The organism is Paenarthrobacter nitroguajacolicus (assembly GCF_029952445.1).
GTDB lineage: Bacteria > Actinomycetota > Actinomycetes > Actinomycetales > Micrococcaceae > Arthrobacter > Arthrobacter nitroguajacolicus_B.
This window is the reverse complement of record NZ_JAQPPK010000012.1, coordinates 86953-101433: the sequence shown is the minus strand read 5'-3', so window position 1 is coordinate 101433 and position 14481 is coordinate 86953. Positions and strand designations below refer to the sequence as shown.

Sequence of the window (14481 nt, the reverse complement as noted above, 5' to 3'; positions counted from 1 at the left end):
TAAGACTCAATCAAAAAATAAGTGGCCAAAGGGTGAATAACACGTGGCGATGAACTAACGTCGGTTGTGGGTACCAAGAAAAGATGTACCTGTCGATAGCGGCTCGGAAAGGGGCTCGACTGTCCGTCAGACCAGCCCCCACCAGTGCCGTTGTCGTGTCACCTGAGTTATTTGGAGGGCACCATGGAGTTCATGATCAGCGGACGAAATCTGACAGTTTCAGACCGCTTTCGCGAATACGCCGGCGAGAAAATCTCGAAGATTGAATCGTTGGGGGACAAGGTCCAGCGAGTAGACGCCAAGGTTTCCAAGGAAACCAATCCCCGGCAAACGCCGGGCCAGCTCACCGTTGAAGTGACAGTCCTGGGCCGAGGCCCTGTTATCCGTGCCGAGGCCACAGCCGCTGACAAATTCGCTGCCTTCGATCTCGCGTACAACAAGCTTCTTGAGAGGCTTCGGCGTGCGAAGGACCGGAAAAAGGTGCACCACGGCCGCCACACACCCAAGGCCGTGCGGGAAGCTACCGCAACTCTTGAACCGGCAAGCGCCAATGAGCCTCTCTACGTTGAGGCCAGCAACCACCAGGAATCCGCTGGGCAGGCGGAGGAGCGTTCTCCCTACGAGATCGATAACGACATCCCGGCCGGAGATTCACCCGTCTTGATCCGCCGGAAGGTTTTCCCGGCAGCGTCCCTGACACTGGACGATGCCGTGGACAATATGGAACTGGTGGGACACAACTTCTACCTGTTCCTGGATAAGGAAACCAACGCACCCTCGGTCGTTTACCGACGCAATGGTTGGACCTACGGCGTAATCACCCTCGATTCCACTTGTGAGCCTGGCGAAGACGCCGTCGAGGAAAAGATCATCGCCTATCGCTCGGACGATCAGGCAGCCACCGCCAAGTAAGGCCTGAACCTGACGAAGGGATACCAATGACCGCTTCGCTGAGCCTTTCACAGGCACGGCGGATCGCGTTGGCAGCTCAAGGATTGGCAAAAGTCCGGCCCACTGGACCCGTGTCTCCACGGTCAGTGGGCCGGACTTTTGCCCAACTGCAGCTTGTCCAGATCGATTCTGTAAACGTGGTTGCACGGAGTCACTATCTGCCGTTCTTTTCCAGGCTCGGCAATTACGACGTGAATATCCTTTCCACGATGTCCGCCCGGAAGCCCCGGAAAATGATGGAGTACTGGGCGCACGAGGCCAGCTTCATCCGTCCTGAGCACTTTCCGGATCTCCTCCTCTGGCAGAAGCGCGCGTGGGTGGGAGCGCATCGCCTGGATCCCGGTATACGCCGGGATATGGAGGACCGGATTCTGGAATCGCTCGCCGCTGGGCCTCCCATGACGGCCTCGGAACTTACAGCGAAGCTTGGACACTCGCCTGCAGCCGATCGCGACAACTGGGGTTGGAACTGGAACATCGTCAAGAGGGTGCTGGAACACCTCTTTGAAGAAGGCCGCGTTTCGGCCGCTTCCCGAACGCCGCAGTTCGAACGTAAATACACCCTCACCTCAAGAGTGCTTTCCACTTACCCGACTCCGGAAGTGGATGCCGAGGAAGCCCTCGACCGGCTTATCGGCGCAGCGGCCCAGGCCCACGGCATCGGCACCGTCCGGTGCTTTTCCGACTACTTCCGGACGCCGCTCAAAGCCGGCGCGGACTCGGTCCGACGACTGGTGGGCGCAGGCGTCCTGGAACCTGTGTCGGTTCGAGGATGGGAACGGGAGACCTTCAGGCATGTCGACGCCAAGCTCCCGCGGAGAGCCGAAGGGCGGGCCCTGTTGAGCCCTTTTGACTCCCTTGTGTTCGAGCGTCGACGTCTTGAAGAGTTGTTCGGCTTCCACTACCGCATCGAGATCTACACACCCGCACTGAAGCGCAGGTTCGGGTACTACGTACTGCCATTCCTGCTCAGGGAGCACATCGTTGCGAGGGTTGACCTGAAGGCTGACCGCACAGCGGGTCAATTACTTGTGCGCTCGGCCTACGGGGAACGGGACGCGCCGGCTGATACCGCCGTCGAGCTTGCAGCCGAACTTGGGCTCATGGCCACGTGGCTTGGCCTGGAGGAAGTGGTGGTGTGGCCGGTGGGGAATCTCGCGGGGGACCTGGCGGAGGCGGTCACCGGGGTTGCCGGTCATCGCGACCCGGAATCCCAGGATGCCAGTCCGCTCAGAGGTGAACCCGGACACGCCGCCTTGGTCTCTCCCGTAGACTGAAACAGCCAGAATTCGGCAGCATGAGACTGGGAGCACTTTCACGTGGCATCACTAATCGAAAAACTTCTCCGCACGGGTGATAAAAAGACCCTCAAGCAACTGCGGAACTATGCCGATTCCATCAATGCCCTGGAAGACTCGTTCAAGTCCTTCACGGATGCCGAACTCCGAGAGGAAACCGACCGGCTCCGGTCACGGCACCAGGATGGGGAGACGCTGGAGGCGTTGCTGCCCGAAGCGTTCGCTGCAGTGCGTGAAGCCTCGTCCCGAACCCTGGGCATGCGCCACTTCGATGTGCAGCTTATGGGCGGTGCAGCCCTTCACCTTGGCAACATCGCTGAAATGAAGACCGGTGAAGGTAAAACCCTCGTTGCGACCGCGCCGGCATACCTGAACGCGTTGACCGGCAAGGGTGTCCACGTCGTGACGGTCAACGACTACCTGGCTGAATACCAGTCCGAACTCATGGGCCGCGTCTACCGGTTCCTGGGCCTCACCAGCGGTTGCATCCTCTCCAACCAGGATCCAACGGTCCGCCGGGAGCAGTACGCCGCGGACATCACCTACGGAACCAACAACGAATTCGGCTTTGACTACCTCCGGGACAACATGGCCTGGGATGCCAGTGAGCTGGTTCAGCGCGGACACAACTTTGCGATTGTGGATGAGGTTGACTCCATCCTTATCGATGAAGCACGCACGCCACTGATCATTTCCGGTCCTGCCCAGGGCGACACGAACCGCTGGTACAGCGAATTCGCCAAAGTTGTCCTCCGGCTTCAGCCTGAGGTCGATTACGAAGTGGACGAGAAGAAGCGTACTGTTGGCGTCCTTGAAGCCGGCATTGAAAAGGTAGAGGACTACCTGGGGATCCAGAACCTTTACGAATCCGCCAACACGCCGCTGATTGGTTTCCTGAACAACGCCATCAAGGCCAAGGAACTTTTCAAGCGGGACAAGGACTATGTCATCCTCGACGGCGAGGTCCTGATCGTCGACGAGCACACCGGCCGCATCCTGGCCGGACGCCGCTACAACGAAGGCATGCACCAAGCGATTGAGGCTAAAGAAAACGTCGAAATCAAGGCTGAGAACCAAACCCTCGCCACCGTGACGTTGCAGAACTACTTCCGCATGTACTCCAAGCTTTCAGGCATGACCGGTACGGCTGAAACCGAAGCCGCGGAGTTCATGAGCACCTACAAGCTCGGCGTGGTTCCCATCCCCACCAACCGGGACATGCAGCGCATCGACCAGTCGGACCTGGTCTACAAAAACGAAGTAGTGAAATTTGACGCCGTAGTAGAGGACATCGCAGAGCGCCACGAGAATGGGCAACCTGTGCTGGTCGGCACCACAAGCGTTGAAAAGAGCGAATATCTCTCCAAACTGCTGGCCAAGGAAGGCATCCGCCACGAAGTCCTGAACGCCAAGAACCACGCGCGGGAAGCATCCATCGTGGCCCAGGCAGGACGCAAGGGCGCGGTAACCGTGGCAACCAACATGGCTGGCCGCGGTACTGACATCATGTTGGGCGGCAACGCCGAATTTACCGCCATTGCCGAACTGGCCAAGCGCGGGCTCGATCCGGAGGAAAACTCTGAAGAGTACGAGGCCGCGTGGCCTGAGGCCCTCGCTGCAGCCAAGCAGGCCGTCAAAGATGAACACGAAGAAGTGCTGAACCTCGGCGGGCTCTACGTCCTGGGCACGGAACGACACGAATCCCGCCGGATCGACAACCAGCTGCGTGGTCGCTCCGGTCGTCAGGGCGACCCCGGTGAATCCCGCTTCTACCTCTCCCTGACCGATGACCTCATGCGCCTGTTCAACTCAGGTGCAGCTGAACGGCTCATGAACAGCTCGGTGCCTGACGATGTCGCGCTTGAGTCAAAGCTTGTTTCCCGAGCCATCGCCTCAGCGCAAGGACAGGTGGAGGCCCGCAACGCCGAACAGCGTAAGAACGTCCTCAAATACGACGACGTCCTGAACCGCCAGCGTGAAGCCATCTATGGCGACCGTCGGCGGATCCTTGAGGGCGATGACCTGCACGAAAAGGTCCAGTACTTCCTTGAAGACACGATCAACGCTCTCATTGACGCAGCAACCGCTGAAGGCAATGGCGACGATTGGGACTTCAACCAGCTGTGGACGAACCTCAAGACTCTGTATCCGGCCACGGTCACACCTGAAGAAGTCATTGAAGAGGCTGGCGGCAAATCACGAATCACGGCTGATTTCCTTCGTGAAGAGATCCTCTCCGACGCGCGCCTTGTTTATCAAGCGCGCGAAGAAGCCATCGGTTCAGAAAGCATGCGCGAACTGGAACGACGCGTTGTGCTCTCGGTTCTTGGACGCAAGTGGCAGGAACACCTCTACGAGATGGATTACCTCAAGGAGGGAATCGGCCTCCGTGCAATGGCGCAGCGCGACCCGCTGGTTGAATACCAGCGTGAAGGTTTTGTGATGTTCCAAAGCATGATGGAAGCGATTCGCGAAGAGAGCATCGGTTTCCTGTACAACCTTGAGGTGGAAGTGACACCGGCAGAGGATGTCGTCGTGCCGGATGATTCAGCCGCCGGGGGACATACAGAACATCACGATCCCCAGATCCGGGCTGCGGGGCTGCAGGCTCCGGAGAAGCCGGCCCAGCTGCAGTACACCGCTCCCGGTGAGGATGGCGCTACGCAAACGCGGATAGAGGGCCGCGCTTCGGGTCGTTCGGGGAACCCTGCCAAGGCGGCAAGCCAAGAGCAGCGTAAGCCTGCGAAGAAGAAGCGCCGCTAGCCGGAATCGAACCAGTCACACAAATGGGGCGATCCCACGGATTCGTTGGTCCGGGGATCGCCCCTTTTTCGGGCTCCGAAGGTCGATGGGCTGCGGATCGTCCCCTGGCCTGCGGGTCGATTTGTTTGTGACGTCAGCCGATCTCGAGCGCCGTAACCTGCCATATGCCGTCGGCCCGCTCAAGTCGCATGGCTATGGCGCGGCACCTGCCTTCCTCGGCGACAACGATACTGGCTTCGCAAATTGATTCACTGATGGAACAGGCGCGAACGGAACGGACCATCGGGCTGAGGTGCGGTTGCGGATTTCCCTTGCTGCGTGCTGCGTGTTTCCGGGTCAGGACCGCCCGATGCTGAAGGGCCAAGTAGCATTCCGGGTTAAGTGAGCGGGAAAGTTGAATCAGCGGGCGGGTGCCTGCAAGAACCTCGAGGGCGGCTTGGGCGATACTCCGTGCCACTAGCCGGATGTCTGTGTCGCCCCCACTTTTGGCGGCAGATGAAGTGCTGGCTCGTCCCGCGCCCGGGCGGATCGGGGGTCGGCTTGCTGTTGCAACGGACATGGTCATACCTCAGGCATTCACTACATGAGCCAAAGCGCGGGGAACGCTTATGCTCGGGTGGCTTCTGCTGGGATGACGCTGGGGTTGACTATGAGGCTTGGTGCCGCCCCTGAGTGGGTGGCTGTTCTATGGAGTCAGGGTTTGGACTTGCGCTGTTACGCGGGTTCGGGCGGTTGAAGGATCTGGCCCGGACGCAGCACGGCGGGGTTATCCCCAATGACGGAGCGGTTTGCGGCGTACCACTTCGGCCAAGCGTCAGCCACGTCCACGTCGGTTGAAAATGGTCCAAGCCTCGCGGCTGCTATGGACCATAGGGTGTCGCCTGCTTTGACCTCTACGCCGTTCCCGGTCGCGGCGGTCGCGTCGCGTGAGCCGGGCCGACTAAGCAGCCCTGGGCCAACTACGGGTGGCCGGGGCTGCCAGCTGGGATCGTGAGCGCTTGTCTCAATGTTGTTACCGTCAGCGATGGTGTTGAGGGCGCTACCGGCACCGCTTTTGGAAGCCGGAACGGAGGCAGCGAGGACTACCCCGCTGTGCGCGGAAGTAGGAAACCATTCAGGTGTTGGTGCAGCGCTTGCCTGCGCCAGTCCACCGCCAAGGAGGTTCATGCCCAGGACGGCTATCGCAAGCCTGACCATAAAGGCGGGACTGAATCGCGAGAAGATGTCAGCACCGTTGCGGGCACCTGCCCGATGCAGGATAGCGGAGAGAAATGCCATCACCAGGGAAAGCACCCACCAAGCCACTACCGCAGTTCCCATGGCGCTGGCAGCAAATCCGGCCAACTGGTCAAATGGGAAACTCTGATGATGTCGCTGGGCATTCTGCCACTGGCCGACCAGGGTGTTGCCTACCAGGGCAAGGATCAGCCCCAGCGCCAGAATCGTCGCAGCGAGTCCGGTGTCCCTGCGAAAGGATCGTGCCATTCAAAGCCCCCAAGCTTCGTTTGATGTAGTTTGATGCAGTTTGACTAATCTGGAGTCCATTCTGAGCACACTTTCCCATGCCTGTCCAATCGCAAAGCGAACCCTCCAGGCAGTGATTGGCCTTGTCTCCGTAATGCAGCCTAGTCTGAGCACATGAGATGGGACTCTCTCTTCAACGATTTGGAAGCACAATTTTCGGCTGAACGTGCCTTGGAGAGGGAAACGGAGATTACTGAACGCGCCAGGGTGGAACTGGCAGGGATCGAACTCGCCGATCGGTTGCGCGGCCTGGGGGACGGGCGGGTCAAAGTGGTACTGGCCAGCGGAGCCACACTTCTCGGTAACGTCAGCCATCTGGGAAGCGAGTGGTTCGTCCTGGTCGAAGGCCTCCGGCAATGGCTGATTCCCTTCCCTTCGGTTCTGAGCTACCAAGGGTTGGGGCGATTGGCGCTGAAGGCCACTCCGAGGCTTCTGCGGCCTTTGGGCCTCGCCGCCGCATTGAGGGTTTTGTCCAGGGACCGCGCCCCGGTGGTCCTTCATTTGGGATCGACCGCAGGGGGCATCGAATTGCGGGGCGTCATCGACAGGGTAGCCCGGGATCACTTTGATGTAGCCGTTCTGCAAGACGGCGAAGTGCGGCGCGCAGGCAATGTGGCGGGTGTTGTGACTGTCCCTTTCAGCTCGCTCGTTGCGCTCAGCTCAGCCAGCGGCCCGGAGTTCTAGCCTCTGGGGCTAACTGGGGGTTGGCCTGATTTGGATTTGGCTTCTTCGATCATTCGGCTGGCTTCGGCGTATCGGTCCTGGATGTATTGCTCAAGCATTGCTTCTTCAATACGCCATTGCCCACGCCCTCCCACCTGGATGGCTTTGAGCTCGCCGCTGCGCACTAGGGCATACGCCTGGGGGGAGTTTATCTGGAGTTGTTCGGCGACATCGGCCAATGTCAGGAATCGGGGCATGGCTCCATTTTGCCATTCATGCTGGTGTTTGGTGTAGTTATCCACAGTTTCGCCCCATTTGCAGCCAGACGCTTTGGGTTGGATGCAGGCCGCCGGTAAGAATGAGGAGGCAGGTCCGCCGACCTTGCCTCGAGCCAATTTCCGGGGGAGTAAACACAATGGGTCCCAGCGCAACTCTTGCGGCCGCGCGAATCAGCAAGCCTTCTTGGAAGGATCCCCGGCTGCTGATAGGGATACTGCTGGTTTTCCTCTCCACTGCCGGGGTGGTGGCTTTGGTCGGAAGCGCTGACAAGACGACACAGGTGTACGCCGCCCGGGAAGAAATCGCTGTCGGCCAGCTTGTAACGGCTGACGACCTTTCCATTGTCAAAGTCCGTTTGGACGAGGTTGAGGCTGGCTACATTACTGTCGAGAATGGCCTGGCTGCCGGCCAGGTCGCCCTTCAGCGAGTCGCCAGGAACCAGCTGCTGCCGCGTGAAAGCCTCGGCACAGTTGACGCGTTGAACAGGAAGCCCGTGGCAATTTCCATGGACGAGGAGCTGCCGGCCCAAGCTGGCCCCGGAGCACGGGTGGACGTCTGGGTGGCAATGCCGGGATCAAGTGCGGCCTACGCGGACCCGCAGTTGCTGTTACCGGGTGCGGAGATCACTCAGATCATTCCCGGCTCGGCCACCCTGGGAGCATCAAAGACCACAACGGTGCTCGTCCTGGTCACAGATGAGCAGATGCCGAAATTGCTGGGTGCGCAGGCCAACAAGGCCAAAGTTTCCGTCGTCTGGAATCCGGCGGGCCTGGCATCATGAGCATTCCCGTCGTTACTGTCGGCGCTGCCCAGGAGTCCGTGGTTGAAGGGCTTGAGCGCCTCCACGGCCCGGTGACCGTGGTTCGTCGTTGTTCGGAACTCGCCGAGCTCATGGCTGCCTGCCAAAGTGGCCTGGCGATGGCAGCCATAGTTGGGGAAGGCTCCGAAGAACTCACTAGCACGCTCGTGGACAGGCTTGGAGCTGTTGGCGTCTCTATCGTTGCCTTGACCGAAAGCCCTGATGAGGCCAGCCGGCTTCGCTCGATCGGGGTAGTCGTTGCCTCTTCGGATATCGAGCCCGCTGCCCTCGCCTCGGAGATTTCCCAACTGGTGGAACAGGCTAGCAAATATGGTCGCCCGGGCGATGGCCGCAGCGTGGGGTTCGCAGATCCGGCGGTCGATTTGCCGATGTTGCCATTGCCGGACGAGGTGGCGGAAGAGCAGGGCAGTTCGGGGAGGATCTTCGCTGTGTGGGGTCCGACGGGCGCCCCGGGCAGGACTCTTGTTGCGGTGAATATTGCGGCCGAGCTGGCCTGCGAGGGGCAGTCCGTCATCCTCGTGGATGCGGACAGCTATGGGGCCAGCGTATCGGCGATGTTGGGCCTACTGGACGAGTCGGCCGGTTTGGCCCAGGCGTGCAGGCTTGCAGACCAAGGCTTGCTCGATGTCGATGCGTTATCGGCTGCGGCCAGCCACGTCTTCACCACGTCTGGTTCTTTTCGCGTGTTGACCGGAACTACCCGGGCCGACCGTTGGACCGAGCTGCGGGCTGCGGCCCTCACTCTTGTTCTTGAGAGAGCGAAGCAACTGGCCGACGTCGTGGTGGTTGACACAGGCTTCTGCCTTGAGTCGGACGAAGAATTGAGCTTTGACACCTTGGCCCCCAGGCGTAATGCTGCCACCCTTCGCAGCTTGGAGCTGGCGGACGTGGTGTTTGCTGTGGGTGCTGCTGACGCAATTGGAGTGCCACGGCTTGTGCGGGGACTGGCGGAGCTCGAAATGGCCGTTCCCCACGCGTCGCCCCGGGTAGTGCTTAACAAGGTCAAGCGCTCAGCTGTCGGATACGCGCCAAGGCAGCAGTTGGACGATGCTTGGAACAGGTACGGCCCGGGCGTTGGCATTGAGGCTTACATTCCTTCCGACCCGGCCGTTTGCGATGCCGCGCTACTTGCAGGCTCTGTCCTCCTGGAAAGTGCACCAGACTCGGACGTGCGAGTGGCCATCGCCGGGCTCGTCTGTGCTCCTGTCCATCAAAAGAGGAATTCCTTTGGACGAAGTACCAGAGCCCTCCATCGCCTTAAGCGCTAGGCTCGGCATGTGGGCTGCAGAGTCGCAGCAATCAACTTGTGATGGAGGCGTTTGTCGATGTCGTCAGGATCCAGCGTGGAGGATCGGTCCGATGCAACAGTTGTCCGTGAAGGGTTCTTCGGTGACTACTATGAGCACCTCGCGGAGGATGACGCCCGTGCGTATTCTCCGGAGCTGCTGATAGCAAGGGCCACCAAACACAAAGCGGTTGCCCAGTCCCGTCGGCCCGGAAACGCGTTGGTGGAGATCGGCAGCGAGTCTGACCGCAACGTCGTATACATCGTTACGGACGACATGCCCTTCCTGGTTGACTCCGTCAACGCGGAGCTCGTCCGCCAAAATTGCGCCATCCGCATGGTCATGCACCCCTTGTTCGTTGTGACCCGTGACCGGGTTTCGGGAGAAATGGCCAGCGTTTCAAGGGTTCCGTCCACTGTGGGAATCTCCAGTGGTGACACGGCGGCACTGCCCAGCATCGCCCACCTACTCGGTGAGGGCGACAACGCATCGCACATGGAGTCGTGGATAGCCGTCGAAATTGACCGCATCAGCGATGACGCCCGGGGGCAACTGATTGAAGGCCTGCACCGCGTCCTGGGTGACGTGCGTGCCGCCGTCGAGGACTGGCCAAAAATGCGCAGCAAGGCTTTGGAGCTGGCCGAGGCGCTCGGAGGAGTCTCCCACCCCGAACAAGTTGCCGAACTGAGGCAGGCGCAGGACCTTCTGCGGTGGCTGGACAACGGCAACTTCACCTTCCTGGGATACCGCGAATACGACCTCGTGGACGAAGACGGCGAAGACGTCCTGCAGCTCCGTGAAGACAGCGGGCTGGGGCTTCTCCGCGCAGGAGACACCACACGCCAGGTCCAACACCTGACGGATGCCGGCCGCAAGCGGGCAAGGGAGAAGCGCGCCCTGGTTATCACCAAGGCGAACTCGCGCTCCACCGTCCACCGCCCCGCCTACCTCGACTACATCGGCGTCAAGAGCTTCGACGCCCAGGGCAACGTCAATGGCGAACGCCGGTTCATCGGCTTGTTCGCCACGAGCGCCTACACCGGTTCCGTGCGCAGCATTCCGATCGTTCGCGACAAAGTGGACGCTGTTCTGAGGAACGCTGGCTTCCCGATAGATTCCCACTCCGGCAAGGACCTTTTGGGCATCCTTGAGACGTACCCCAGGGACGAACTGTTCCAGATCGAAATACCCGACCTGGCCGCAACGGCCTTGGGTATCCAACGCCTGCAGGAGCGCCGCAGGACAAAGCTCTTCCTGCGGCCCGATATTTATGGCCGCTTCATGTCCGCGGTTGTCTACCTTCCCCGCGATCGTTACACCACCAGCGTCCGGCTGAGGATCGAGCAGGAACTCCGTGAGACGTTCCAGGCCGAGACCATCGACTACGAGGCCCGTATTACCGAATCTGCACTCGCCCGTGTCTTCTTCCGGATCAGGCTGCCACGTACGGCTGAGCTGGCAGAAGTCAACGTAGAAGAACTCGAGCACCGGCTGATGCGGGCCTCGAGGTCCTGGAGCGAAGGCATCACAGAGGTCCTTCGCGAGCATCACCCTGCCGATACCGCAGATGCCCTGTCCGCCCTCTGGGCCGAGGCGTTCCCCGCAGGCTACCGCGTGGATTATGAGGTTGAGGACGCCCTTCAGGACATCGAGCGCTTCGAGAAGTACGGCTCCCAGGCGGAGCGGGCCGGAGAACCCACCAGGAACGTTAAACCCGGTGTTCACGTCTATCTTCCCGAAGGAGCCGGTGAGGCACTGGAGGAGGACGCCCGGGTCAAGCTGTATCTGATGGAGCCCAAGAGCCTGAGCCAGATCCTTCCGTACTTCCACAACCTCGGTTTGGAAGTACTGGACGAGCGCCCATTCGAGATCGAAACCGCGGATCACCGTGACTTCTTCCTTTATGACCTCGGGCTCAAGTACCCGGCAGGAGTGGATCCCCTTGCCACCGGAAACCTGTTGGCCGAATCCTTCGGCGCTTCCGTAACCGGCGTCGTGGAGTCTGACAACTTCGATCGCCTGGTGCTCCGGGAGGGCATGCAGTGGCGTCAGGTAGTGGTACTCCGGGCGTACGCCAAATACATGCGCCAAATGGGAAACACGAACTCGTTCGGCTTCATCGCCGATACCCTCCTCGGCAACCCGGATGTTGCGCGTGGCCTGATTGAACTCTTCTCGGCACGATTCGACCCATCCGTGGCGGACGACGTACGGAACGAGCGCCAGGACGCAGCACGGGCTGCCCTCACCGAGTCGGTTGAGCAAGTTGCCACCCTCGACGCCGACCGGGTCCTGCGCACCTTCATCAACCTCATTGAGTCCACGCTGCGGACGAATTACTTCCAGAACAAGGAATACCTCAGCTTCAAGCTGGATCCCACCTCAATCGAGGGACTGCCCTTCCCACGCCCGATGTTCGAAATCTGGGTTTACTCCCCACGCGTGGAGGGAGTTCACTTGCGCTTTGGCAAGGTCGCCCGCGGCGGTCTTCGTTGGTCGGACCGCAGGGAGGATTTCCGTACCGAGATTCTTGGGTTGGTGAAGGCACAGACCGTCAAGAACGCCGTTATTGTCCCCACGGGTGCCAAGGGCGGGTTCTTCGCAAAGAAACTGCCCAATCCCGCAGCAGACCGCGCCGCATGGATGGCCGAAGGTATTGAAAGCTACAAGACTTTCATCCGGGGCCTGCTGGATATTACCGACAACCTTGTGACGTCGACCGACGGCGAAAGGCTCGTCCCGCCGTCGGACGTTGTCCGTCACGACGGCGACGACTCTTACCTGGTGGTGGCTGCCGACAAGGGAACGGCCACCTTCTCCGATACGGCGAACGGGTTGGCAGCTGAGTATGGCTTCTGGCTGGGCGACGCCTTTGCCTCCGGCGGATCCGTCGGTTACGACCACAAGGCGATGGGTATCACGGCCCGCGGAGCCTGGGAGTCTGTCAAGCGTCACTTCAGCGAGCTTGATCTCGACACCCAGACCGAAGAGTTCACCGTGGTTGGCGTCGGCGACATGTCAGGGGATGTCTTCGGCAACGGCATGCTGCTGTCGCAGCACATCCGTTTGGTGGCGGCATTCGACCACCGCCATATATTCCTCGATCCCACACCGGATGCTGCGTCATCCTTCGCCGAAAGGCAGCGCCTGTTTGAGCTGCCCCGATCTTCATGGGACGACTACGACCGCACCCTCATCAGTGAGGGCGGTGGCGTGTATGCCCGCCAGGCAAAGACGATCCCGGTCTCGGAGCAAGTGCGCAAGTCCTTGGGCCTGCCCGAAGGAACTACCCAGCTCAGCCCGCCGGAGCTGCTCCGGGCGATCTTGCTGGCACCGGCGGACCTGCTTTACAACGGCGGTATCGGTACCTACGTCAAGGCAAGCACCGAAACCCATGCGGCCGTCGGCGATAAGGCCAACGACTCCATCCGCGTGGATGGGCGTGACTTGCGCGTCAAGGTTGTTGGCGAAGGCGGAAACCTCGGTTTGACGCAGCGTGGACGCATTGAAGCCGCTTTGCAGGGCGTGATCCTTAATACGGATGCGATCGACAACTCCGCGGGCGTGGACTGCTCGGACCACGAGGTCAACATCAAGATCTTCGTTGATCGAATGGTAGCGGCCGGCAAGTTGGAGGCCGCTGAGAGGGCAGCCTTCCTCGCCGACATGACCGATGAAGTGGGCCGTCTGGTTCTTCAGGACAACATCGACCAGAACATTCTGCTGCTCAATGACCGGACCCGGGTTGCCGATTGGAGCCCCAGTTACGAACGACTCATGGACTGGCTGGAGAAATCTGCAGACCTCAAGCGCGACCTTGAAGCGTTGCCCACCACGGACACCCTCCGTGCCCGCCTGGAGCAGGGCCAAGGCCTGACCTCACCCGAACTTTCTGTCCTCGCGGCCTACGCCAAGATTGAACTTGGTACCGCGTTGCGGGAAAGCAACCTGGCTGACGACCCCTGGTTCGCGGACACCATCCGCAACTACTTCCCGAAACAGTTGCGTGAAAAGTTCGACGCCGAGTTGGATACCCACCCGCTGCGGCGCGAGATCATCGCAACCGTGGTGGCCAATGACATCATCAACCTCGGTGGCATTACGTTTGCGTTCAGGGCCATCGAAGAAACCTCGGCCAACGAGGTCGCTGTTGCCAAGGCATTTGTAGCCCTGCGCGAAATCTATGACCTCGACCCGATGGTGGCAGAGCTGAACGCACTACCGGCTTCATTCCCCACCGAGCACTGGAGCGAAGTACACCTGGACATCCGGCGCCTGCTTGACCGGGCAGTTCGTTGGATCCTGGGACAAGGAATGGCTTCGCAGCCGATTGCAAGCGTCGTGGATGCGTTCAAGCCGATGATGGCTCCCTTGCGTGCCAAGCTCCTGGACTACCTGCGTGGCGAGGACAAGGTCCGCATCAGCGGTTGGCTGGATAAGGCGCTGGGTTGGGAACTTCCCGAGCACCTTGCCCGGAGGTGGGCGGAGCTCTTCGAAAGCTATGCGCTTCTGGACATCGCAAGGATTGCCCAGACGGGCAACGACAGTGTGGAACATGTTGCACACGTCTACTACACCGTGTTCAACCGCTTCCACGTGGACTCGTTGCTGGAACGCATCAGCTCGCTTCCACGCGATGACCGCTGGCAGGCCTTGGCCCGTGCAGCCCTTCGTGATGACCTGTACTCAACGGTTGCCGACATGACTACTTCAGTCCTTGAAGCTACCGAACCCAACGCATCCGCCGAAGACCGGCTGAAGGCCTGGGAAGGGTTGAACGCCGAACAACTGGGCAGGGCCAAGACCATGTTCGATGAGGTCAACGCCCTCGAGGCCGACGACATGGCCTCACTGTCGGTAGCATTAAGGCTCTTGAGGTCAATCGTCCGGCGCTAGG

The 14481-nt window shown here is 60.4% G+C and carries 10 protein-coding genes; 7 read left to right on the top strand and 3 right to left on the bottom strand.

Annotation, left to right across the window (positions count from 1 at the left end):
- Positions 1-183: 183 nt before the first annotated feature.
- Genes hpf through secA form a run of 3 tightly spaced genes read left to right on the top strand, consistent with a single transcriptional unit; the run spans position 184 to position 5012 of the window.
- A complete protein-coding gene (gene hpf, locus PJL15_RS10825; protein ID WP_281451146.1) occupies positions 184-912 on the top strand; it encodes a ribosome hibernation-promoting factor, HPF/YfiA family in 729 nt (242 codons plus the stop codon).
- Between the two features lie 26 nt (positions 913-938).
- Positions 939-2228 carry a winged helix-turn-helix domain-containing protein gene (locus tag PJL15_RS10820; RefSeq protein WP_281451145.1) on the top strand — a complete coding sequence of 430 codons (1290 nt, stop codon included), beginning with the start codon at positions 939-941 and terminating at the stop codon, positions 2226-2228.
- 42 nt (positions 2229-2270) lie between these two features.
- Complete coding sequence (gene secA, locus PJL15_RS10815) at positions 2271-5012, top strand: preprotein translocase subunit SecA (protein ID WP_281451144.1); 2742 nt, start codon at positions 2271-2273, stop codon at positions 5010-5012.
- A gap of 133 nt (positions 5013-5145) precedes the next feature.
- Here secA and PJL15_RS10810 read toward each other — a convergent pair whose 3' ends face one another.
- Together PJL15_RS10810 and PJL15_RS10805 are read right to left on the bottom strand one after the other, a co-directional pair.
- Positions 5146-5469, bottom strand: a complete 324-nt coding sequence (locus PJL15_RS10810; protein WP_281451143.1) for an Rv3235 family protein — start codon at positions 5467-5469, stop codon at positions 5146-5148.
- A 257-nt stretch (positions 5470-5726) separates the two neighbouring features.
- Positions 5727-6497, bottom strand: a complete 771-nt coding sequence (locus tag PJL15_RS10805; RefSeq protein WP_281451142.1) for a LysM peptidoglycan-binding domain-containing protein — start codon at positions 6495-6497, stop codon at positions 5727-5729.
- Between the two features lie 153 nt (positions 6498-6650).
- Between PJL15_RS10805 and PJL15_RS10800 the strand changes: the two genes are divergently transcribed.
- On the top strand, positions 6651-7220 hold the full coding sequence (locus PJL15_RS10800) for a hypothetical protein (RefSeq protein WP_281451141.1): 570 nt from the start codon (positions 6651-6653) through the stop codon (positions 7218-7220).
- On the opposite strand, the gene PJL15_RS10795 is transcribed toward PJL15_RS10800, so the two are convergent.
- The gene (locus PJL15_RS10795) at positions 7217-7456 is read right to left on the bottom strand and encodes a helix-turn-helix domain-containing protein (RefSeq protein ID WP_281451188.1); all 240 of its coding nucleotides are present in this window, start codon (positions 7454-7456) and stop codon (positions 7217-7219) included. The two genes, PJL15_RS10800 and PJL15_RS10795, sit on opposite strands and share 4 nt — an antisense overlap.
- A 158-nt stretch (positions 7457-7614) precedes the next feature.
- Between PJL15_RS10795 and PJL15_RS10790 the strand changes: the two genes are divergently transcribed.
- From PJL15_RS10790 to PJL15_RS10780, 3 genes are read left to right on the top strand one after another with little or no spacing between them, the layout of a single operon-like run.
- Positions 7615-8259 carry an SAF domain-containing protein gene (locus tag PJL15_RS10790; protein WP_281451140.1) on the top strand — a complete coding sequence of 215 codons (645 nt, stop codon included), beginning with the start codon at positions 7615-7617 and terminating at the stop codon, positions 8257-8259.
- Complete coding sequence (locus tag PJL15_RS10785; protein ID WP_281451139.1) at positions 8256-9566, top strand: AAA family ATPase; 1311 nt, start codon at positions 8256-8258, stop codon at positions 9564-9566. The genes PJL15_RS10790 and PJL15_RS10785 overlap by 4 nt, the downstream gene beginning before the upstream one ends.
- A 57-nt stretch (positions 9567-9623) precedes the next feature.
- Positions 9624-14480, top strand: a complete 4857-nt coding sequence (locus PJL15_RS10780) for an NAD-glutamate dehydrogenase (RefSeq protein WP_281451138.1) — start codon at positions 9624-9626, stop codon at positions 14478-14480.
- Position 14481: the final 1 nt, after the last annotated feature.

What these genes read in the sequence shown, in the direction of transcription:
- PJL15_RS10820 (WP_281451145.1), top strand. Translation starts at nt 939, where the DNA reads ATGACCGCTTCGCTGAGCCTTTCACAGGCACGGCGGATCGCGTTGGCA.
- PJL15_RS10780 (WP_281451138.1), top strand. Translation starts at nt 9,624, where the DNA reads ATGTCGTCAGGATCCAGCGTGGAGGATCGGTCCGATGCAACAGTTGTC.
- PJL15_RS10805 (WP_281451142.1), bottom strand. Translation starts at nt 6,497, where the DNA reads ATGGCACGATCCTTTCGCAGGGACACCGGACTCGCTGCGACGATTCTG.
- PJL15_RS10795 (WP_281451188.1), bottom strand. Translation starts at nt 7,456, where the DNA reads ATGCCCCGATTCCTGACATTGGCCGATGTCGCCGAACAACTCCAGATA.
- PJL15_RS10790 (WP_281451140.1), top strand. Translation starts at nt 7,615, where the DNA reads ATGGGTCCCAGCGCAACTCTTGCGGCCGCGCGAATCAGCAAGCCTTCT.
- hpf (WP_281451146.1), top strand. Translation starts at nt 184, where the DNA reads ATGGAGTTCATGATCAGCGGACGAAATCTGACAGTTTCAGACCGCTTT.
- PJL15_RS10800 (WP_281451141.1), top strand. Translation starts at nt 6,651, where the DNA reads ATGAGATGGGACTCTCTCTTCAACGATTTGGAAGCACAATTTTCGGCT.
- PJL15_RS10785 (WP_281451139.1), top strand. Translation starts at nt 8,256, where the DNA reads ATGAGCATTCCCGTCGTTACTGTCGGCGCTGCCCAGGAGTCCGTGGTT.